We start from the raw sequence: 19,391 nt of genomic DNA on the forward strand, positions 1-19,391 counted from the left end.
ACCGCGACCGGGGGTAATGGGAGTGCGGGGCGTGAGCTGTCTGGGATGGCGCGCACGCGGTATTCGAGACGTGGTCGGCGGACGGTTTTTGGCGAGCTTTCGATGGGACGTGGTCGTGATTTCCGGGGGCCGCAGAAGCGCGGCTTCGATGAGGGTGGCGCAGAGCCGAGATGGCCTGATCAGGCTCCCCCGAGTGGCGGCGGATACGGTGGCGGCGGCTTCGGCGGCGGCGGCGGTGGCGGCGGATACGGTGGTGGCGGCGGCTTCGGCGGCGGCGCTCCCCGGGCTGCGGCCGCCCCCACGGGTCCGGAGCGCGACGCCACGGTGAAGTGGTTCAACAAGGAGAAGGGCTTCGGCTTCGTCGAACTCGGCGACGGCTCGGGCGACGCCTTCCTCCACATCCGCGCCGTCGAGGCGGCCGGCCATGACGACCTGCAGCCGGGCACCCGGCTCACCGTCCAGACTGCGCAGGGCCAGAAGGGCCCGCAGGTCACCAACGTGACGAGCGTCGACACCTCGACGGCCGAGGCGGCTCCGCCCCGGCGCGAGATGCGCGATGCGCGTCCCCCGCGGACGGGCGGCTTCGGCGCCCCCGGCGGCGGCTACGGTGCCGGCGGCGGTGGTTACGGCGGCGCCGGTGGCGGCTACGGCGGAGCGGGTGGTGGCTACGGCGCCGGTGGCGGTGGTGGCCGCGTCGCCTCCGGTCCCTCGACCGAGATGCAGGGCACCGTGAAGTGGTACGACCCGGCCAAGGGCTTCGGCTTCGTGTCGGTGAACGACGGCGGCAAGGACGTGTTCGTCCATCGCTCCGCCCTGTCGCGCGCCGGCCTCGAGTCGCTGGCCGAGGGTCAGACCGTGACGCTCGCAGTGGTCGACGGCCAGAAGGGCCGCGAGGCCCAGAGCATCAACGTCGACGATTGATCGTCGCCGAATCGGACGAACGCGGCGGTATCGCTTTCGCCGCGTTCCCGGTGAGATTGCAGACGGCGGTCCCTTCCAGGGCCGCCGTTTCGCGTTTCGGATCGACAACCGGACAAGCTGCATGCGTTGCACCCTTTCGCTCGTCCTGGTTCTCGGGCTCGCGACATCCGCGCAGGCCGAGGATTTCACCGGCGCCTATGCCGGCGTGAACCTCGGCTACGGTTTCGAGCGTGGGCGGGATGCGAAGACGCCGGGTGCTGTCCCGGGAGCGCGTGCGGGGACGCCCAGCGCCAACGACCTCCCGCCGAGCGCGTCGCTGGCCGCGAAGTCGCTCCGCGCATCGCGCCCGGCCGCCTCGCGCTGAGAGATGTCGGCGCGCACCACGGGGATTACTGCCCCGCCATCGCCTTGATGATGAAGTCGCGCCGCACGAAGCTCGCGTAGTCCGGCTGGGCCGCGAGGTTGCCGAGGGCGATCTGGGTGTCGAGGGCGATCTTCAGGGCATCCGGCGTGATGTCGACGCTCTCGGGATAGACCTTGTCGCCCATCATGCGCTTCACCGCGGCCTCGACGACGGTCGGGTCGAGGTTCGGGAACTCCTTCTTCGCGACCGCGACCGCCTTGGCCGGCTCGGATTGCATCAACCGGATCGCCGCCTGCATGCCGTTGACGAAGGCCTGCGCCACCACGGGATCCACGTCCTTGCGCGCGCTCACCGCCGAGAAGGCGTAGGGCCCGTACTTCTCGGGGAAGCCGAGGACGACCTTCATGCCCTTCGCCGCGACCTGGTCGAGGCCGGGCTCGTACAAAACGGCGACTTTGGCCTGGCCGGCCAGGAACGGGCCGGGCTCGGTGCCAAGCTGCACCTGCGTCAGCGTCACGTCGTCCTTCGACAACCCGTTCTCTTTGAGGAGCTTCAGGAACAGCGAGGTGCTGGTCGTCGGCATCAATCCGGTGACGATGGTCTGGCCCTTGAGGTCCTTCACGTCCGTGAACGCGAAATCCGGCGTCGTCGCGATCCAGACGGCCGCACCGTTGACGACGTTGGCGACGACGCCGACGGGGGCACCCTTCGAGGCCGCCACCGCGGTCCATTCCGGACCGTGGATCGAGAACTGCGCGCTCTTGGAGATCACCGCCGACAGCGCGACACTCGGGGCGCCGGCGGTCTCCTTGGTGACCTCGATGCCGGCCTTCTCGAACAACCCCTCGTCGAGGGCCACGTAGAGCGGCAGGTAGAGCATCGATTGGAAGGCTTGGCTCACCGTCGCCTTCAACGCCGCCGCCGAGGCCGGCGCGGCTCCCAGCAGCCAAGCCGCGGCGACGGTCGCGAGGAGGGGACGGCGCTGGATCATCGGGGCCACTCGTTCTGCAAAGGAAAGGGCAGGGAAGGGGGAAAGGGCAGTCGCGCGCGACGCGGCGGCCTGGAGCTCAGACCTGAACGCTGCCGGCGGTGTCCACCTGCCGCCACGGCAGGATGCGGCGTTCGGCGAAATCGATGACGTGGTAGAGCAGGAAGCCGACGAACATCAGCACGAACAGCCCGACCCAGACGGCGTTGAGGTCGTAGAGCGACGAGGCGTTGTAGATCAGGTGGCCGAGCCCCGCCTGTGACGAGATGAACTCGCCGACGACGGCGCCGACGAGGGCGAAGCCGATGTTGATCCGGAACATCCCGATGATCGCCGGCAGCGTCGAGGGCACGATCACCGAGCGGAAGATCCGGTTCTTCGAGGCCCCCATCGAAGCCAGCAGCGCCTGCAGGTCGGGGTCCGCGTCCCGGGCGGCCTGATACGCCGCGATCAGCGCCACCAGGGCGGTGAGCGAGACCGCGAGCGCGACCTTCGAGATGAAGCCGGTGCCGAACCAGAGGATCACGATCGGCGCCAGCGCGATCTTCGGCACCGAGTTGATCGCCACGATGAACGGCTCGACGATCCGCGCGACCAGCACCGAATACCAGAGCCCGAGGCCCGCTGCGGAGCCGAGGACGGTTCCGATGACGAAGCCGAGGATGGCCTCCACCACCGTGAGACAGGTGTCGTGGACGAGGCTGCCGTCCAGCACGCTCTTCACGAACACCCGCCAGATGCCCGAGGGGGCCCCGACCAGGAATTCAGTGAGCCATCCGGCGTCCACCGCGATCTCCCAGCTCGCAAAGAAAACCGCCACGGCCAGAATCTGGATCAGGCCGCGCCCGAGGGTGGTGTCGACCGCGCGCGCCAGAGCACCCGGTCTGCGGCGGGTCGCGGCCGGTGTCGCCGGGCTCTGCGCCGTCGGCGCCTGGTCTTGCGAAAGGCTTTGGATCGCCATCAGGCCGCCCTCGCTCGGGTCTGGATGTCGAGTTCGCCGCACAGGGTGTTGAAGTATTCCGAGAAGCGCGGATCGCTGCGGGCGCCGATCGGCGACCGATCGTTGAGCGCGATATCGTGCACCCCCTTCACCCGGGTCGGTCGGTTGCCGAGCACCACCACGCGCTTGGAGAGGGCCACGGCCTCGTCGATGTCGTGGGTCACGAGCACGACGGTCTTGTGGAACGTCTCGACGGCGTCGAGCAGCACGCCTTCGAGGTAGAGCCGGGTCTGATAGTCCAGGGCCGAGAACGGTTCGTCGAGGAGCAGGATGTCCGGGTCCATGATCAGCGTCCGGATCAGCGCCGCCCGCTGCCGCATGCCGCCGGACAGAGTCTTCGGGTAGGCGTTCTCGAAGCCGGAGAGCCCGAAGCGGGCGAGGTAGTCCCGCGCCGTCTCGGTCGCGGCCCGGGCGTCGACGCCCTTCATCTCCAAGCCGAGCATGACGTTCTGCAGAACGGTGCGCCAGGGGAACAGCAGGTCCTTCTGCATCATGTAGCCGACGCGCCCCGAGAGCCCGGGCACGATCTCGCCACGGAAGCGCATCGTGCCCTCGTCGGGTTCGAGCAGGCCGGCGATGACGTTGAAGACCGTGGTCTTGCCGCAGCCGGACGGCCCGATGATGCTGACGAAGTCCCGCTCGTAGATGTCGAAGTTCAGCCCGTCGAGCACCGGCACCGCGCCGCCACGAGATGGGAACGCCTTCCGGATGCCCCGCAGGGCGAGCTGCACGTCCCGGCCGTTCGCAAGCGCATCCATCGACGACTCCACCGCTGGGGCGGAGCCGAGCAAGGCCTGGGCCAATCGGAATGCAAAATGCAGATTCGAGGCTGTTCGGGTGGCTTCACATCGACGCTCGCACCCGGAGGGAACCTCGAAACGAAGAAGGGCAAGACGCGTCGCCGCGTCCTGCCCAAGATCGTATAAGTTCGGAATTCTTTGGTGGGCGCACTAGGGTTCGAACCTAGGACCCGCTGATTAAGAGTCAGCTGCTCTACCAACTGAGCTATGCGCCCGATCGCCTGAGCGATCCGCCGCGGTCCACCAAGTCCCGCTGCGATGCGGGCTGATACCAACCGGGCCGGGGGCTGTCCACCCCGCGAGTGAGGTTTTCGCCCGCGGGCGGGGATTTTCCCCCGGCTCAGTCGGTTTTCGGACTACTCCGCCGCCGCGTGCTGCGCATGGATGCGCACGGCGGAGGCTGCCAGCTTGTTCAAGGCCGAGAGGTAGGCCTTGGCCGATGCGACCAGCGTGTCCGGGTCGGCGCCGCGCGCGGTGATCGAGCGCTCGCCCGCCTTCAGGCGGACCGAGACCTCGGCCTGCGCGTCGGTGCCGGCGGTGACCGCGTGGACCTGGTACAGCTCGAGCTGCGCCTCGTGCGGCACGAGCGCCTGAATCGCGTTGAACACCGCGTCCACCGGCCCGTTGCCGTCGGCCTCCTCGGTGAGCGTCTTGCCGTCCAGGGCGACCTTCATCGTCGCCCGCTGCGGCCCGCGGGTGCCGGCGATGACCGAGAGCGACACCAGGCGGATGCGGTCGTGCGCGGTGGCGAGGTTTTCGTCGACCAGCGCCTCGATGTCCTCGTCGTAGACGTGCTTCTTGCGGTCGGCCAAGGCCTTGAACCGCTCGAACACGTCCTGCAGCTGGTTGTCGGACAACTTCAGGCCGAGCTCGTCGAGCTTGGAGCGGAACGCGGCCCGACCGGAATGCTTGCCCATCACCAGGTTGGTCTTGGTGACGCCGACGGAGGCCGGCGTCATGATCTCGTAGGTCTCGGCGTGCTTGAGCATGCCGTCCTGGTGGATGCCGCTCTCGTGCGCGAAGGCGTTGCGGCCGACGATCGCCTTGTTGAACTGCACCGGGAAGTTGGTGGCGTGGCTCACGAGCTTCGAGGCGCGCGTCAGCATCGTCGACTCGATGCCGGTCTCGTAGGGCAGTACGTCGGAGCGGGTGCGGATCGCCATGACGACCTCCTCGAGCGCCGCGTTGCCCGCGCGCTCGCCGATGCCGTTGATCGTGCACTCCACCTGGCGCGCGCCGCCCTCGATGCCGGCCAGGGTGTTGGCGATCGCGAGGCCGAGGTCGTTGTGGCAATGGACCGAGAAGATCGCCTTGTCGGCATTCGGCACGCGCTCGCGCACCGCCTCGAACATCGCCCGGTACTCGCCCGGCGTGGCGTAGCCGACCGTGTCGGGCAGGTTGATCGTCGTCGCGCCGGCCTTGATCGCCGCCTCGACGCAGCGGCACAGATAGTCGATCGGGGTGCGGGTCGCGTCCATCGCCGACCACTCGACGTCGGAGACGAGGTCGCGCGCCTGCGCCACCGTCTTGAGGATGATCTCGACGACCTCGTCCTCGGTCTTGCGCATCTGGTGCGCGAGATGGATCGGCGAGGTCGAGACGAAGGTATGGATACGCCCCTGGCGCGCGTGCCGAACCGCTTCGCCGGCCCGCGCGATGTCGGCGGGGATGGCGCGGGCGAGCCCGGCGATGGTGGCTCGCTGGGCGCGCCGTGCGATCTCGGACACGGCCTCGAAGTCGCCGTTGGAGGCGATCGGGAAGCCGGCCTCGATCACGTCGACGCCCATCGCATCAAGCAACTCGGCCACGGCGAGCTTCTCGTCCAGCGTCATGGTCGCGCCCGGGCATTGCTCGCCGTCGCGCAACGTCGTGTCGAAGATCACGACGCGGTCTTTTTTCGTCTCGGAAGTGCTGGTCATCTCGTGTCAACCCTGTCGCGGCACCCTCCGCAATGCGGACCGGGCTGCCTTCGAAGCCTGAAGATCCGGCCGTGCGATCCCCTGAAGGCCCAGGCGTGCGCCCGGACGGCCCTCAGGGGCGGGTAAGCAGAAGCGTGCGGAGGGCGCGCGTCGGCGACGCCGCGGACGCGGCCTCGATGGCGACGGGTGCTGAGCCGGCGCTGGCCAAGGCTCGTCTCTCCTCGGCGCCGACCTCGGGACCGCACGGAGATGTGCGGGGCCGGCGACGCAGGATTCGTGGATATCCCTCCGCGGCGGCGAAGACAAGCGCGGCCATGGGACGGGCTCTCGCAAAGAAAAAGGCACCCGCGGAGCGATCCGCGGGTGCCTCGGATGGAATGGCCGCAGGAGGACGAGTCAGACGGCGATGCGCTCTTCGGCGTCCATCGGCTCGCGGAGCACGTAGCCGCGGCCCCAGACCGTCTCGATGTAGTTCTTGCCCTGGCTGGCGTTGGCGAGCTTCTTCCGCAGCTTGCAGATGAACACGTCGATGATCTTCAGCTCGGGCTCGTCCATGCCGCCGTAGAGATGATTGAGGAACATCTCCTTGGTGAGCGTCGTGCCTTTCCGGAGCGAGAGGAGTTCCAGCATCTGGTACTCCTTGCCGGTGAGGTGGACGCGGGAGCCGGCGACCTCGACGGTCTTCTGGTCGAGGTTCACGATCAGGTCGGCGGTGGTGATCACCGACTGGGCGTGGCCCTTCGAGCGGCGGACGATGGCGTGGATGCGGGCCACGAGCTCGTCCTTGTGGAACGGCTTGGTAAGATAGTCGTCGGCGCCGAAGCCGAGGCCCTTCACCTTGTCTTCGATGCCGGCCATGCCCGACAGAATCAGGATCGGCGTCTTGACCTTGGCGACCCGAAGGTTGCGCAGCACCTCGTAGCCCGACATGTCGGGCAGGTTCAGGTCGAGCAGGATGATGTCGTAATCGTAGAGCTTGCCGAGATCGATCCCTTCCTCACCGAGATCGGTGGTGTAGGTGTTGAAGTTCTCGGACTTGAGCATCAATTCGATGCTCTGCGCCGTGGCGCCGTCGTCCTCGATCAGAAGTACCCGCATCGTCGATCCCCAGCCCGGCCGGCCGTATCAGCGTTCGGACACGTCGCCGCCATTCGTCCGCCACCGGCCTGTGGACGGACGCCCCATCGTCATTGACGTGAAACGCTATTCGTTAATCGTTAACAAAACCTGATTCTCCGTGGCAAGCGATCGTTTGCATCTGCCTCGGCCTTTTTTCGTCCGGTCTCGGCTGTCCGTCCCGACCGCCCCGACCGCCCGCGGCCGATGCCGTACCTTCAACGCCTGCCAAGTCCTTCACATGTCACGGGCCGCGCGCGTTCGTGGCCGTCGAGCCACATCCGCGACGCATGTCCGGGCCGGATCGAGGGACCCGAACCGGTCGTGCGATCGGCCCCGCTACAAGCCCGATGACCGCAGTGTTAAGGAGGGAGGTAAACGAACCGTTAGGGCATCACGGATGACGCAGGACCAGGGCGGGACCGCGGCTCGGACGCTCTCCGGCATCCGCGCCGGGCTGGAGCGGGTCGAGCCGCTCGAGACCTACGGCCGCGTCGTCGCGATTCGCGGGCTCCTCGTCGAGGTCGCAGGGCCGGTCGCCGCGATGCGGCTTGGTGGGCGGCTGGACGTGGAGGGCGCCGGCAGCGCCGGCTTGATCCCGTGCGAGATCATCGGCTTCCAGGGCGACCGGGCGCTGGCCATGCCGTTCGGCTCGCTGGAGGGCGTGCGCCGCGGCTGCCCGGCCTTCGTGCGCGACGAGGCCGCGGGCGCGATCCGTCCGTCGCCGGCGTGGCTCGGCCGCGTGGTCGACGCGCTCGGCCGACCGGTCGACGGTCTCGGCCCGCTCGCCAACGGACCTGAGATCTATCCGCTGCGCGCCGACCCGCCGCCGGCCCACGCCCGCCGCCGGGTGGGAAAACCGCTCGACCTCGGCGTCCGCTGCCTCAACACCTTCCTGACGATGTGCGCCGGCCAGCGCATGGGCATCTTCGCCGGCTCGGGCGTCGGCAAGTCGGTCCTGCTGTCGATGCTCGCCCGCTACACCGCCGCCGACGTCGCGGTGATCGGCCTCGTCGGCGAGCGCGGTCGCGAGGTGCAGGAGTTCCTGCAGGACGACCTCGGCGCCGCAGGCCTCGCCCGCTCCGTCGTGGTGGTCGCGACCTCGGACGAGCCGGCCCTGATGCGCCGCAACGCGGCCTACGTGACCCTCTCGGTCGCCGAACACTTCCGAGACCAGGGTGCCAAGGTCCTGTGCATGATCGATTCGATCACGCGCTTCGCCATGGCCCAGCGCGACATCGGGCTCGCCGCAGGCGAGCCGCCGACGGCCAAGGGCTACACCCCGACGGTGTTTTCCGAGCTTCCGCGGCTGCTCGAGCGGGCAGGCCCGGGGGTGGGGGAGGGGACGATCTCGGCCCTGTTCACCGTGCTGGTGGAGGGCGACGACCATAACGAGCCGGTGGCCGACGCGGTGCGCGGCATCCTCGACGGGCACATCGTGATGGAGCGGTCCATCGCCGAGCGCGGACGCTACCCGGCGGTGAACGTGCTGCGCTCGGTCTCGCGCACCATGCCGCGCTCGTGCGATCCGGCGTTCCTGCCGGTGGTGCGGCGGGCGCGCAAGCTGCTGGCGACCTACGCCGACATGGAGGAGCTGATCCGCCTCGGCGCCTACCGCGCCGGCGCCTCGCCCGAGGTCGACGAGGCGGTCGCGCTCATGCCGCGATTGGAGGCTTTTCTGGGGCAGGGTAAGGAAGAAGCAACCTCCATCGGCGATGGTTACGCACGGCTCGCGGAGATCGTGGGCGGGTCCTGAGGCGGACGGTGCGGCGGGTCCTGGCCGCGTCGCACGTCCGGTACTACCGGGATCTCGTGCGTTGTGTGGAGTGAGCGTATCCCATGAAATCGCGTGACACGCTGATCCGGCTACGCCGATTCCAGGTCGACGAGAAGCGTCGCCGCGTGACTCAGATCGAGATGATGATGGCCGACTTCCAGCGCATGGCGATGGAGCTCGACCGCGAGGTGGTCCACGAGGAAGCCCGCGCCGGCATCACCGACACCGGTCACTTCGCCTACCCGACCTACGCCCGCGCCGCCGCCGTCCGCCGGGACAACATGCGCCAGTCGGCGATCGCGCTCGAGAGCCAGCTGGCCGAGGCCAAGGCCGAGCTCGGCGAGGCGTTCGAGGACCTGAAGAAGGTCGAGATCCTTGACGACCGCGAGCGCTCGGCCGAGCGCGCCGCCGAGGCTGTCCGCGAGCAGGCGGCGATGGACGGCATCGGCCTATCGCGCGCCCGCGCCTAAGGCCGGGCAGCACGAAACCGTCATGATCCGATGACACTAGACCGTGCAGGCGCGCCCCGCCGGGCGTGCTTGCGGTGCGTCGCGTCCTGACGCATCAGGGGTTTCCCCGAGGTGCCGGTGTCCATGAAGAAGATCAGCGATTTCATCTGGCCGATCGTCGGCCTCGCCGCGGTCGCCGTCTCGGGATACCTGCTCTTCCGTGAGCTGCGCGGCATCTCGATGTCCGAGATCCAGGGCAGCCTCGCCGCCGTCCCGCTGCACCGCTTCCTCCTGGCCGCGCTCTCCACCCTCGTCGCCTACGCCGCGCTCGCCTGGTACGACCGGATCGCGCTGTTGCACCTCGGCGTCACGCACATTTCGACGTTCTTCGTCTCGGTCTGCTCGTTCACCACCTACGCGCTGTCGCACAACATCGGCGCCTCGGTCTTCTCCGGCGCGGTGGTGCGTTACCGCGCCTACACCGCCAAGGGCCTGTCGGCGGCACAGGTCGCGGTGCTGGTCGCCCTGTGCTCCTTCACCTTCGGCCTCGGCACGATCCTGCTCGGCGGATTCGTGCTGGTGGCGCTACCCGACACCCTGACGCGGCTGCAGGGCTACCTTCCGGCGATCCTCACCAATCCGAGCACAGCCCGGACGCTCGGCGCGGTGCTGCTCGGCGCCGTGGCACTCTACGTCGCCGGCTCGCTACTCAAGCTCAAGCCGCTGACGATCCGGTCGTTCAAGCTCGAATATCCGCGCCCCCGCATCATGATCCGGCAGATCATCGCCGCCCCGCTGGAGCTGCTCGGCGCGGCCGGGATCATCTATTTCGCGTTGCCCGAGGCGCATAACCCGGGCTTCCTGGTGGTGCTGGCGGTGTTCCTCGCCTCGTTCTCGGCGGCCCTCGTCTCGAACGCCCCCGGTGGCCTCGGCGTGTTCGAGCTGGTCTTCGTCGTGGCGATGCCCGACATCGCCAGGCCGGCGATCATCGCAGCGCTGCTCGTGTTCCGGATGTTCTATTTCTGGCTGCCGTTCCTGATCTCGGTCGTCGTCGTGCTGCTCTACGAGCGAAACCGACTGGCCGGCGCGCTTCGCGGGACCGGGACGCAGACGGCTCGCGCCCCGGACCCGCCGCTCGTCGCCCAGGGCCTCGATCCGGCGAAGATCGAGCGAGACCTCAAGCGCAAGACGGTGTGAGAAGAGGGGCCCATGGCGCAACCGCTCGACCACGGACGCTTGCGCCAGGCCCTCGAGGCGCTTGGATCGGACCTTGCCGCGCGCGGCGTCTTCATCGAGTTGGCCATCTACGGTGGCGGCGCGCTGATCCTTCAGTTCGAATGGCGCCGATCGACCTGGGACGTGGACGCGGTGGTGCGGGAAGGCTTCGACGAGGCGGTGCTCGCACCTTCCGTCGCCCGGGTCGCCAGGGAGATGGACCTCGATTCCGATTGGCTCAGCAACGCGGTCGGCATGTTCACGCCCCTCGACGAACCGGAGTCCTTGTTCGAGGTGTCGGGTGCGTATCCGTCCGAGGGCCCCCCGGGGCTGAGGACGCTCCTGGCACGCCCGCACTATCTCCTCGCCATGAAGCTCCGAGCCTTGAGCAGTCTCGATCGGGGCACGCGCGACATGGACGACGCCCGCGCGCTGGCCGCCCATCTCGGGATCGTCGACCTCGAAGGCTTGGTCACCCTCTACGCGTCGATCTACGACGAAGCCCCGACCATCGACGCGCGATTGCGCTTCCCGGCCATCCTGGATGCGTCCCCGTGAGACCCGCCACGCTTCACGAGGTCGCCGTCCGCATCCGCGAGGATGGCGACTGGGATCACCACAGCCGTGAGTTCCTCGACGCGTTCTATGCGCTCGACGGCAGGATCGAGCGGCAGACGGCGATGATCGCCGACGATCCCGGCCTCGTCGGCGTTCCGCGCGCGGACGCCTATCTCGGGGCGATGGGCGAACATCTCGCCCGCCGTTGGGGATTGCCGATCCCCGCATGGGTGCGGGAGGACGCGCGCTATCTCACGACGGCTTGGTTCCTGCCGGACGAGCCGAACCTGCGCGATTACCTTCTCTGCGCGAGCCCGGTAGCCTTCCGCGTGCGCTTGATCTTCACAGGTCCGGACCCGCTGCAACGCGCACGCTTCCCCTATCACCGCGGCGTTCGCACCCTGCCGTTCGACTATCCGCCGCCCGACCTCACACCGAGCCGACGTTGCGCAGCCGCGCCCGCGCATGGATCTCCGCCTGGCTCATCACCGGGGTCTCGCGGCGGAAACGCTCGATGATCGAGCGCACGAACGGCCGGGCTTGAACCGAGGTGACGAGGACCGGCATCTCGCCCATCCGCGCCGCGGTCTCGAACCGGTCGCGCACCGTCTGCACGAACTCGGTGAGCTTCGAGGGCTGCATCGCGAGGTAGCGCTCGTCGCGCTCGCCCACGATCGAATCCAGGAAGGCCTGCTCCCAGGCCGGCGACAGGGTGATGATCGGCAGCATGCCGTCCGGCCCCTGGTACTGGGCGCAGATCTGGCGCCCGAGGCGCGCGCGGACGTGCTCGACGATGTCGCGCGGGTTCTTTACCGATCCGGCCACCTCCGCGATGCCCTCGACGATGGCGCCGAGGTCGCGGATCGAGACCCGCTCGGCCAGCAGGAACTGCAGCACCCGCTGGATGCCAGTGGTGTTGATCTGCGAGGGCACGACCTCCTTGACGAGCTCGGCGTGCTCCTTTGACAGCTCGCGCAGCAGCTTCGAGACCTCGACGTGGTTGAGCAGCTCCGAGACGTGCGCCTTGATGATCTCGGTGAGGTGCGTCGAGACCACGGTGGCGGCGTCGACGACGGTGTAGCCCTTGAGCTGCGCCTGGTCGCGCAGGGACGCGTCGATCCAGGTCGCGGGCAGGCCGAAGGTCGGCTCCAGCATATGCTGGCCAGGCAGCTGGACCTGGCCGCCCATCGGGTCCATCGCCATGAACTGGCCGGGGAAGATCTGGCCGGTCCCGGCCTCGATCTCCTTGACGCGCACGACGTAGGCGTTGGCGTCGAGCTGGACGTTGTCGAGGATGCGGACCGACGGCATGACGAAGCCGAGGTCGGCCGCCAGCTGGCGGCGCAGCGCCTTGATCTGGTCGGTCAGGCGGTCCTGGCCCTCGCCGCTGACGAGGGCGAGCAGCGCATAGCCCATCTCGAGCTTGAGGTCGTCGAGCTTCAGCAGGTCGGTGACCGTCTCCTCCTTGGCCGCGGCCGCCGCCGCGACGGCGGCGGGGTCCATCGGCACCCCGGCCTCGTCGAGAGGCGGCGCCTCGCGGGCGGTCTTGGCGAAGCGCCAGGCGGCGTAGCCGGAGGCGCCGGCGAGCGCCAGGAACGGCAGCATCGGCATGCCGGGCATCAGCGCGATCAGCACCATGACGCCCGAGGACATGCCGAGCGCCTTCGGGTAGTTGGCGAGCTGCTTGCCGAGCGCCTTGTCGGCCGAGCCCTTCACGCCCGCCTTCGAGACCAGGATGCCGGCGGCGGTCGAGACGATCAGTGCCGGCACCTGCGAGGCGAGGCCGTCGCCGATGGTGAGGAGCGTGTAGCTCTTGGCCGCCGCGCCGATCGCCATGTCCTGCTGCGCGACGCCGATGATGATGCCGCCGACCACGTTGATGAAGGTGATCAGCAGCGCCGCGATCGCATCGCCGCGTACGAACTTCGAGGCGCCGTCCATGGCGCCGAAGAAGGACGATTCCTCTTCCAAGGCCGAGCGCCGCGCCTTGGCGACCTTCTCGTCGATCAGGCCGGCCGAAAGGTCGGCGTCGATCGCCATCTGCTTGCCGGGCATCGCGTCGAGGGTGAAGCGCGCCGCGACCTCGGCGATGCGGCCCGAGCCCTTCGTGATGACGACGAAGTTCACGATGATCAGGATCGCGAACACGATGATCCCGATGACGAAGTTGCCCCCCATCACGAAGTTGCCGAACGCTTCGATGACGTGGCCGGCCGCCGCCGTTCCCTCGTGGCCGTGGCCGAGGATCAGCCGGGTCGAGGCGAGGTTCAGCGCCAGCCGCAGCATGGTCGCCATCAGCAGCAGCGTCGGGAAGACGGTGAATTCCAGCGGGTTGTCGATGAACAGGCCCGTCATCATGATTAGCACCGACATGATGATCGACACGGCGAGCAGCAGGTCGAGCAGCACCGACGGCAGCGGGAAGATCAGCACCGCGAGGATGCCCATCACCGCGGTCGCAAAGAACAGGTCGGTGCGCTTGGAGAGCGCGTCGAAGCTGGCGCGGTTCGGCATCGAGAAGCCGCCGAGCGCCGACATCCCTCCGGTCCGCTCCGGCGCGATCGCCGTCTCGCTCATGTCCCTGACCCCCGCCCGCGACGGGCGGACCCGGTAAGATTTGCCGGTTGGATGGTTAGCGTCCTGTTAACGCGACGTCCCGACGACGCCATCGGCCAAGCTGGAACCCGGCTCCGCTCCGGCGGCTTGAACGGGCTCGGGATCGGGCCCGCCGCACGAGCAGGCGCGCGATCTGACGTTCAACGACCGGAGGAACCACCATGGCGATGCGAGCCATCACCGCCCTGTTCGACGATTACGACGCGGCGGCCCGCGCGGTCGACAAGCTCGAAGCCGAGGGCATCCCCCACGGCGACATCAGCATCGTGGCCAACAACGCCGAGGACCGGCATGCCGGCCGCCTCACAACCACCGGCGATCCGACCCGCTCGTCGGACCCCGCCGACGCGGGCGTCGGCGGCGCCGGCACCGGTGCGACGCTCGGCACGGTGCTCGGCGGCGGCGCCGGCCTCCTGGCCGGCCTCGGCATGCTCGCGATCCCCGGGATCGGTCCGGTGGTGGCGGCCGGCTGGCTCGCCGCGACCGCGGCGGGCGCCGGCGTCGGCGCCGCGGCCGGCGGCCTCCTCGGCGCTCTGACGGGCACCGGCCTCAGCGAACATGAGGCCGAGACCTATGCCGAAGGCGTGCGCCGCGGCGGCACCCTCGTCACCGCCCGCGTCGAGGACGGCCAGGCCGACCGCATCCTGGCGATCCTCGATCGGCACGGGTCGATCGATCTCGACGAGCGGGCGCAGGGCTGGCGGGCACAGGGCTGGACCGGCGGCATGACCGGCGCCGAGGTCGGAGCCGGCGAGGTCGGGTCGACGGCGATCGGGGCCGCAGCTTCGACCACTACCGGTCTCGACACCGAAAGCGGCCATACCCTGCTGCCAGTGGACGAGCCCCGCACCGCCGGCACCCCGCCGGCGCCGAGCCAGACCTTCGGTTCGGATCGCCGTTGAGCGAAGCTCGCGATCAGGTCATCTGCTTGCGGGCGAACAAGGCGGCGGCGAAGAACAACGCCGCGCCGGCCGCGACGAGACTGCTCATCAGCAGCCGTCGCGGCTGGGTCGAGGACTCCGCCAGGACCGGCTCGACGATCGGGCTGAAGAACTCGATCTGCCGGGCGGCGATGATCCGCGCGCGCTCGTTGGCGGCGATCACCTTGGCGTAGTATTTTTCCGTATCCTTGCGCTCGTTGTCGAGCGCCTCGAACCGTGTCAGCGTGTCGGACAGCAGGCGCTTCTGCTCCGGATCCTGGCTCGCCGACTGGTGTTCGATCCGGTTGATGTTATCGTCGAGGTCCTTGATCTGGGCCTTCATGTCGAGGATGCGGCGCGATTCCGGAGCGAGGTCGCGCAGCGACATCGTCAACTGCACCGAAAGGTTGATGCGCGCGGCCCTAAGCTCGGCGATCACCTTCAGGTTCGTTTCGTTGGCCTTCTGCGCATCGAGCACGCCGTCACGGTTGCGCAGGTCGCGCACCGCGAGGCGGATCTTCGCCAGGCGCTCCTCCGCCAAGCGCATCTCGCGATTGCTCTCGGCGACCGCATCGTTGCGCGCGCGCATGGTGAGCTCGTTCACCATGCGCTCGGCTTCCGTCATCACCGCCTTCGTGATCGCCAGCGACTCGGCCGGATCGAAGGCCGTCACCGTCAGCGACATGATGCCGGAGCTGCCCTCGAGGTCGATGGCGACGCGCTCGCGCCAGTACTTCAAAAACTTCTCGATCGGCTTCTCGGGATCGAAGCGCGAGAGGAAGTCGATCTGGTCGCGGCTGAACCATTCGCGGATCGGCAGCTTGGCCTGGATCACCTCCAGCATCGGACGGCTAAGGACGTACTGGTGGGTGATCAGCACGTCCTGAGCCAGCAGCTCCTTGGGGACGCCGGCATTGGTCCCGACCGCATCCGGCGTCGCCTTCTCGGCGCCGCCGAGGGCTGGGCGTAGCGCGAAGCGGGCCTCGGTGACGAAACGGTCGGAGGCGATCGGGCCGTAATAGATGCCGCCCGCGACGGTCGGCAGGACGAAGCACAGGACGAACAGGATCGGTAGCCACGGATCGCTCTTCACGTGGCTCTGGTAGGAGCGAATGCCCTTCTTGCGGTCGGCGAAGCGGGACAGTCGCGCGATCTGGCTCAGCGACTCCGCCACCGCCTTGGACCGGTCTGCGGTCGTCAGCGGCTGGCCCTGAGGGTTGCGGATCTCGACGTTCATGGACCTGCTAATTCCGTTGTCCGGGCGGATTTGGCGTCCACCCTCTGCGCATTGCGCGGCGAAACGATGTCTGCCCCGTGCGGCGACCTCACGCGTTCAGGCGCCGGTAGACCTCGATCGCGTCGTTGACGTCCTCGTATATGATGGCGCGGCCGTTGATCAGCACGATGCCCTGCGTGCACCACTCGCGGATCGTCTCCATCGAGTGGGACACCATGATGACGTCGGCGGACTTCCGCCGTTCGGCGAAGACTTCGGAGCAGCGCCGCTGGAAGCGCGCGTCGCCCACCGCCGTGACCTCGTCGATCAGGTAGCAATCGAACGGGATCGCCATGCTCATCCCGAAGGCGAGGCGCGAGCCCATGCCCGACGAGTAGGTCCGGATCGGAACGTCGAGGTAGCTGCCGAGCTCGGAGAAGTCCTCGACGTAGTCGAGCACGCGCTTCGGGTCCTCGCCGTAGACGCGCGCCACGAAGATCACGTTGTCCCGGCCGGTCATCATCGGGTGGAAGCCGCCGCCGAACCCGAGGGGCCAGGAAACCCGCAGAGCCCGCTTGATCTTGCCGCTCGTCGGCTCCTCGGTGCCGCCGATCATGCGCATCGTCGTCGACTTGCCGGCGCCGTTGATCCCGAGGATGCCGTAGCTGATGCCGGGCTTCAGCGTCAGCGACACCCGCTCTAGGATCGTGCGGCGATGGCCGTCGGTCTTGTAGATCTTGGTGACGTTCTCGAAGCGGATCACCGCAGGCCGATCTCCTCGACGCGCCTGGGTTGGCAGGCTGCCGAAGGCTGTTGCCCGCCGAAAGCGGCGAATCTGAGGATAGGCCCCGCCCGGCTCAGTCCACGGCCGGCGCGTGCAGCTCGGCGTTGGTGAAGCGCTGCTGCTCCTCCATGACCAGCGCGCCGAGCTCGCGCTTGATCGCGTTGAAGTCCTGACTCGACGGGTCGCGCGGACGCGGCATCGGTACGGTGACGTCGCGTTTGATCCGGCCAGGGCGGTAGGTCATCACCAGTATGCGGTCGGCGAGGTAGATCGCCTCCTCGATCGAGTGCGTCACGAACACGATCGTCTTGCGGTACTCCGACCATATGCGAAGGAGCTCGTCCTGAAGGGTCCGCCGGGTCAGCGCGTCCAGCGCCCCGAACGGCTCGTCCATCAGCATCACCGGCGGATCGAGCGCCAGAATGCGGGCGATCGCCACGCGCTGGCGCATGCCGCCGGACAGGTCTTTCGGATAGCGCTTGCGGAAGTCGGAAAGCCCCAGCGTGGCGACGATGCGATCGACGGCGATCGTGGCCTCCGGCTTGGGCACACCCTTGATATCGAGGCCGAAGCGGACGTTGTCCTCGACCGTCATCCACGGGAACAGCGCGTATTCCTGGAAGACCATGCCGCGGTCCGGCCCAGGCTGCGTCACCACCTTGCCGCCCATGGTGATCCGCCCGTCGGTGAGCGGGGTGAAGCCGGCGATGGCGTTGAGCAGGGTGGACTTGCCGCAGCCGGAGGGGCCGAGCAGGCACAGGAACTGCCCCTCCGGCACCGTGGTCGAAATGTCCTGGAGTGCCGCGACCGCGGCGGTCCCGGTGCCGAACACCTTCACGGCGTTCGCGACGACGATCTCTGCGGACTTGGATTGCCGGTCGGCGGACATGGGTGGCCTATCGCTCGAGGCCGCGATGCCAGCGCAGCAGGTGGTCGTTGAGACGGCTCATCGCGCCGTCGATGATTAAGCCGAGGATGCCGATCGTCAGCATGCCGCCGATGATCTTGTCCGACCACATGTACTCGCGCGCCTCGAGGATGCGGTAGCCGAGGCCGTCAGAGACCGCGATCATCTCGGCGACGATCACGACGATGAACGCGGTGCCGATGCCGATTCGCATCCCGGCGAGCACGTAAGGGCTCGCGGCCGGCAGGATCACCCGGCGGAACATCGTCCAAGAGTTGGCGCCGAGGTTCCGCGCAGCGCGGATGTAGATCGAGTCGACCTGCCGCACGCCGGCGATGGTGTTGACCAGCACCGGGAAGAAGGTGCCAAGCGCAATCAGGAATAGGGCCGGCGGGTTGCCGAGGCCGAACCAGACGATGGCGAGCGGTATGTAGGCGATCGGCGGGATCGGGCGCAGCACCTGTAGCAGCGGGTTGAACAGCCCATAGAGCCTGTCGCTCGTGCCGAGCATCAGACCGGTCGGCACTGCTAGCCCCGCACCGATGACGAAGCCCGCCAGAACCCGCGTCAGGCTCGACACCGCGTCGTGCGGCATCTCGCCTGAGAAGATCCAAGAGACGTAGCTCTCCTGGCCCGGCTCATAGGGGAGGGCGGGCAGCAGGCCCGCATACCACTTCACCGCCACCGAGCTCGGCGGCGGCAGTACGATCGGCGAGAACACGCCGACCCGGCTCAGGATCTCCCAGAGCACGAGCAGGCCGACCGGGACGAGGGCGCCCCGCAGCGAGGAAAGCCGCATCACGGGGTCTTCGATTCGGCCTTGATGCCAAGATCCGCCTTGGCCTTTTCGAGCAGGTCCGTCTTCACCCACTCGGCATCGCTCTTGGGCGGGGTCGTCATCTTACCGAGGCCGTACTTCATCATATAATCGGTGGTGGTCTGCATGTGCCCGGCCGGCACGTCGTAGGTGTAGCTCGCGTTCGCCATGCCGTCGCGGAAGTCCTGGCTCGAAAGCTGGCCCTTGAACACGGACTCGCGCACGTACTTCTCGGCCAGCGCCCGGTCGTCGATGAAGGCCTTGGTCGCGGCCACGAAAAGCTTGAGCACCCGGCCGGCGATCTCCGGCTTCTCGTTGTACATCTTCTCGGTCATCACGAGCGGACGCACGGGGATGCCGATCGGCGTGTCGTAGGGCTTCACCACCTCGACGCCCCATCCGGCGCTGATCGCCTGAGTCGATTGCGGCTCCGACTGGCAGATCACGTCGACGTATTTCTGCGCCAGCGCCTGGTTCAGGTCGGCGTAGTTGTTGAAGTAAATCAGCTGCACGTCCTTGCCGGCGCGCTCGCCCCAGGTCATGCCGTGCTTGTCGAGCTCGGCGAGCAGCATCAGGTCCTGCGTGCCGCCGCGGACGGTGGCGACCTTGAGGCCTTTCACATCTTTTAGCGTTTTCACCGCGTCGAGATCGGGCCGCTTCAGGATGCGAACGCCGCCGTTGGCGAAACCCGCCACCACGTAGAGCTTCACGCCGTTGCCACGCGCCGCCACCGCGCCGTCGGCGCCCGAGGCCGAGATGTCGATCTGGTCCACCGCCATGGCGGGGTAGATGTCGGCGCCCTTGGCGAACTGCTTCTCGTCGATCTTCAGGCCGAACTTCGGGGCGATCTCCTTCATGTAGGAGATCGCCCCGTAGTGGGCAAACTTCAGGTTCCCGAGGCGGACGACGTCGTCGGCCCGCGCGGTGCCGGCGGCGAGAAGCAGGATCGCGGCGGCGGCGGCCGAGGCGCGCTTGAACATCGATGTCCTCCGGGTCGCAGGTCGTTCCGCCTGCCGTTCGCCCG

General features: G+C 68.2%; 19 protein-coding genes and 1 tRNA gene. 8 read left to right on the forward strand and 12 right to left on the reverse strand.

What is annotated here, in order from left to right; genetic code table 11:
- The first annotated feature begins 102 nt into the window (after positions 1-102).
- Positions 103-921, forward strand: coding sequence for a cold shock domain-containing protein (locus FV226_RS28875; protein ID WP_147761489.1), 819 nt, complete (start codon positions 103-105; stop codon positions 919-921).
- Positions 922-1,042: 121 nt separating this feature from the next.
- Entirely contained in the window at positions 1,043-1,285 is a 243-nt protein-coding gene (locus FV226_RS01360) for a hypothetical protein (protein WP_147761490.1), read from the forward strand.
- 25 nt (positions 1,286-1,310) lie between these two features.
- On the opposite strand, the gene FV226_RS01365 is transcribed toward FV226_RS01360, so the two are convergent.
- The 6 genes from FV226_RS01365 to FV226_RS01390 form a co-directional block, all read right to left on the reverse strand.
- Positions 1,311-2,276 carry an ABC transporter substrate-binding protein gene (locus tag FV226_RS01365; RefSeq protein ID WP_147761491.1) on the reverse strand — a complete coding sequence of 322 codons (966 nt, stop codon included), beginning with the start codon at positions 2,274-2,276 and terminating at the stop codon, positions 1,311-1,313.
- Positions 2,277-2,352: 76 nt separating this feature from the next.
- Positions 2,353-3,234 (reverse strand): ABC transporter permease, encoded by an 882-nt coding sequence (locus tag FV226_RS01370; RefSeq protein ID WP_147761492.1) that lies wholly within the window; start codon positions 3,232-3,234, stop codon positions 2,353-2,355.
- Complete coding sequence (locus FV226_RS01375; RefSeq protein WP_147761493.1) at positions 3,234-4,031, reverse strand: ABC transporter ATP-binding protein; 798 nt, start codon at positions 4,029-4,031, stop codon at positions 3,234-3,236. Before FV226_RS01375 ends, FV226_RS01370 begins: the two co-directional genes overlap by 1 nt.
- Before the next feature lie 181 nt (positions 4,032-4,212).
- A tRNA-Lys gene (locus FV226_RS01380) sits at positions 4,213-4,288 on the reverse strand.
- A 141-nt stretch (positions 4,289-4,429) separates the two neighbouring features.
- The gene (locus FV226_RS01385; protein WP_147761494.1) at positions 4,430-5,992 is read right to left on the reverse strand and encodes a 2-isopropylmalate synthase; all 1,563 of its coding nucleotides are present in this window, start codon (positions 5,990-5,992) and stop codon (positions 4,430-4,432) included.
- A 396-nt stretch (positions 5,993-6,388) separates the two neighbouring features.
- On the reverse strand, positions 6,389-7,090 hold the full coding sequence (locus FV226_RS01390) for a response regulator transcription factor CtrA (RefSeq protein ID WP_147727979.1): 702 nt from the start codon (positions 7,088-7,090) through the stop codon (positions 6,389-6,391).
- 418 nt (positions 7,091-7,508) lie between these two features.
- Between FV226_RS01390 and fliI the strand changes: the two genes are divergently transcribed.
- The 5 genes from fliI (at position 7,509) to FV226_RS01415 (ending at position 11,625) form a co-directional block, all read left to right on the forward strand.
- Positions 7,509-8,864: a flagellar protein export ATPase FliI gene (gene fliI / locus FV226_RS01395; RefSeq protein WP_147761495.1), complete on the forward strand. Its 1,356-nt coding sequence runs from the start codon at positions 7,509-7,511 to the stop codon at positions 8,862-8,864.
- A gap of 83 nt (positions 8,865-8,947) precedes the next feature.
- Positions 8,948-9,355 (forward strand): flagellar export protein FliJ, encoded by a 408-nt coding sequence (gene fliJ / locus FV226_RS01400; protein WP_147753614.1) that lies wholly within the window; start codon positions 8,948-8,950, stop codon positions 9,353-9,355.
- Between the two features lie 123 nt (positions 9,356-9,478).
- Entirely contained in the window at positions 9,479-10,531 is a 1,053-nt protein-coding gene (locus FV226_RS01405; RefSeq protein ID WP_147761496.1) for a lysylphosphatidylglycerol synthase domain-containing protein, read from the forward strand.
- A 12-nt stretch (positions 10,532-10,543) separates the two neighbouring features.
- The gene (locus FV226_RS01410) at positions 10,544-11,107 is read left to right on the forward strand and encodes a hypothetical protein (RefSeq protein ID WP_147761497.1); all 564 of its coding nucleotides are present in this window, start codon (positions 10,544-10,546) and stop codon (positions 11,105-11,107) included.
- Positions 11,104-11,625, forward strand: coding sequence for a hypothetical protein (locus FV226_RS01415; protein WP_238271330.1), 522 nt, complete (start codon positions 11,104-11,106; stop codon positions 11,623-11,625). The genes FV226_RS01410 and FV226_RS01415 overlap by 4 nt, the downstream gene beginning before the upstream one ends.
- Here FV226_RS01415 and flhA read toward each other — a convergent pair.
- On the reverse strand, positions 11,537-13,684 hold the full coding sequence (gene flhA / locus FV226_RS01420) for a flagellar biosynthesis protein FlhA (RefSeq protein WP_147761498.1): 2,148 nt from the start codon (positions 13,682-13,684) through the stop codon (positions 11,537-11,539). The genes FV226_RS01415 and flhA overlap by 89 nt on opposite strands.
- 200 nt (positions 13,685-13,884) lie before the next feature.
- On the opposite strand from flhA, the gene FV226_RS01425 reads away from it, so the two are divergent.
- Positions 13,885-14,625: a hypothetical protein gene (locus FV226_RS01425; protein WP_246691453.1), complete on the forward strand. Its 741-nt coding sequence runs from the start codon at positions 13,885-13,887 to the stop codon at positions 14,623-14,625.
- Positions 14,626-14,638: 13 nt separating this feature from the next.
- On the opposite strand, the gene FV226_RS01430 is transcribed toward FV226_RS01425, so the two are convergent.
- The 5 genes from FV226_RS01430 to FV226_RS01450 form a co-directional block, all read right to left on the reverse strand.
- Positions 14,639-15,880: a capsule biosynthesis protein gene (locus tag FV226_RS01430; RefSeq protein ID WP_147761499.1), complete on the reverse strand. Its 1,242-nt coding sequence runs from the start codon at positions 15,878-15,880 to the stop codon at positions 14,639-14,641.
- Positions 15,881-15,968: 88 nt separating this feature from the next.
- Positions 15,969-16,622, reverse strand: a complete 654-nt coding sequence (locus tag FV226_RS01435; protein ID WP_147754430.1) for an ABC transporter ATP-binding protein — start codon at positions 16,620-16,622, stop codon at positions 15,969-15,971.
- Positions 16,623-16,716: 94 nt separating this feature from the next.
- Positions 16,717-17,532, reverse strand: coding sequence for an ABC transporter ATP-binding protein (locus FV226_RS01440; RefSeq protein WP_147761500.1), 816 nt, complete (start codon positions 17,530-17,532; stop codon positions 16,717-16,719).
- Between the two features lie 7 nt (positions 17,533-17,539).
- Positions 17,540-18,349 (reverse strand): ABC transporter permease, encoded by an 810-nt coding sequence (locus FV226_RS01445; RefSeq protein WP_147761501.1) that lies wholly within the window; start codon positions 18,347-18,349, stop codon positions 17,540-17,542.
- Positions 18,349-19,347, reverse strand: a complete 999-nt coding sequence (locus FV226_RS01450) for an ABC transporter substrate-binding protein (protein WP_147761502.1) — start codon at positions 19,345-19,347, stop codon at positions 18,349-18,351. The genes FV226_RS01445 and FV226_RS01450 overlap by 1 nt, the downstream gene beginning before the upstream one ends.
- Between the last annotated feature and the right edge of the window lie 44 nt (positions 19,348-19,391).

It is taken from the genome of Methylobacterium sp. WL12 (assembly GCF_008039475.1).
Lineage (GTDB): Bacteria > Pseudomonadota > Alphaproteobacteria > Rhizobiales > Beijerinckiaceae > Methylobacterium > Methylobacterium cerastii.

Excerpts from the sequence above, each read along its gene's own strand:
- FV226_RS28875 (WP_147761489.1), top strand. The coding sequence starts at position 103 with ATGGGACGTGGTCGTGATTTCCGGGGGCCGCAGAAGCGCGGCTTCGAT.
- FV226_RS01360 (WP_147761490.1), top strand. The coding sequence starts at position 1,043 with ATGCGTTGCACCCTTTCGCTCGTCCTGGTTCTCGGGCTCGCGACATCC.
- FV226_RS01365 (WP_147761491.1), bottom strand. The coding sequence starts at position 2,276 with ATGATCCAGCGCCGTCCCCTCCTCGCGACCGTCGCCGCGGCTTGGCTG.
- FV226_RS01370 (WP_147761492.1), bottom strand. The coding sequence starts at position 3,234 with ATGGCGATCCAAAGCCTTTCGCAAGACCAGGCGCCGACGGCGCAGAGC.
- FV226_RS01375 (WP_147761493.1), bottom strand. The coding sequence starts at position 4,031 with ATGGATGCGCTTGCGAACGGCCGGGACGTGCAGCTCGCCCTGCGGGGC.
- FV226_RS01385 (WP_147761494.1), bottom strand. The coding sequence starts at position 5,992 with ATGACCAGCACTTCCGAGACGAAAAAAGACCGCGTCGTGATCTTCGAC.
- FV226_RS01390 (WP_147727979.1), bottom strand. The coding sequence starts at position 7,090 with ATGCGGGTACTTCTGATCGAGGACGACGGCGCCACGGCGCAGAGCATC.
- fliI (WP_147761495.1), top strand. The coding sequence starts at position 7,509 with ATGACGCAGGACCAGGGCGGGACCGCGGCTCGGACGCTCTCCGGCATC.
- fliJ (WP_147753614.1), top strand. The coding sequence starts at position 8,948 with ATGAAATCGCGTGACACGCTGATCCGGCTACGCCGATTCCAGGTCGAC.
- FV226_RS01405 (WP_147761496.1), top strand. The coding sequence starts at position 9,479 with ATGAAGAAGATCAGCGATTTCATCTGGCCGATCGTCGGCCTCGCCGCG.
- FV226_RS01410 (WP_147761497.1), top strand. The coding sequence starts at position 10,544 with ATGGCGCAACCGCTCGACCACGGACGCTTGCGCCAGGCCCTCGAGGCG.
- flhA (WP_147761498.1), bottom strand. The coding sequence starts at position 13,684 with ATGAGCGAGACGGCGATCGCGCCGGAGCGGACCGGAGGGATGTCGGCG.
- FV226_RS01425 (WP_246691453.1), top strand. The coding sequence starts at position 13,885 with ATGGCGATGCGAGCCATCACCGCCCTGTTCGACGATTACGACGCGGCG.
- FV226_RS01430 (WP_147761499.1), bottom strand. The coding sequence starts at position 15,880 with ATGAACGTCGAGATCCGCAACCCTCAGGGCCAGCCGCTGACGACCGCA.
- FV226_RS01440 (WP_147761500.1), bottom strand. The coding sequence starts at position 17,532 with ATGTCCGCCGACCGGCAATCCAAGTCCGCAGAGATCGTCGTCGCGAAC.
- FV226_RS01445 (WP_147761501.1), bottom strand. The coding sequence starts at position 18,349 with ATGCGGCTTTCCTCGCTGCGGGGCGCCCTCGTCCCGGTCGGCCTGCTC.
- FV226_RS01450 (WP_147761502.1), bottom strand. The coding sequence starts at position 19,347 with ATGTTCAAGCGCGCCTCGGCCGCCGCCGCCGCGATCCTGCTTCTCGCC.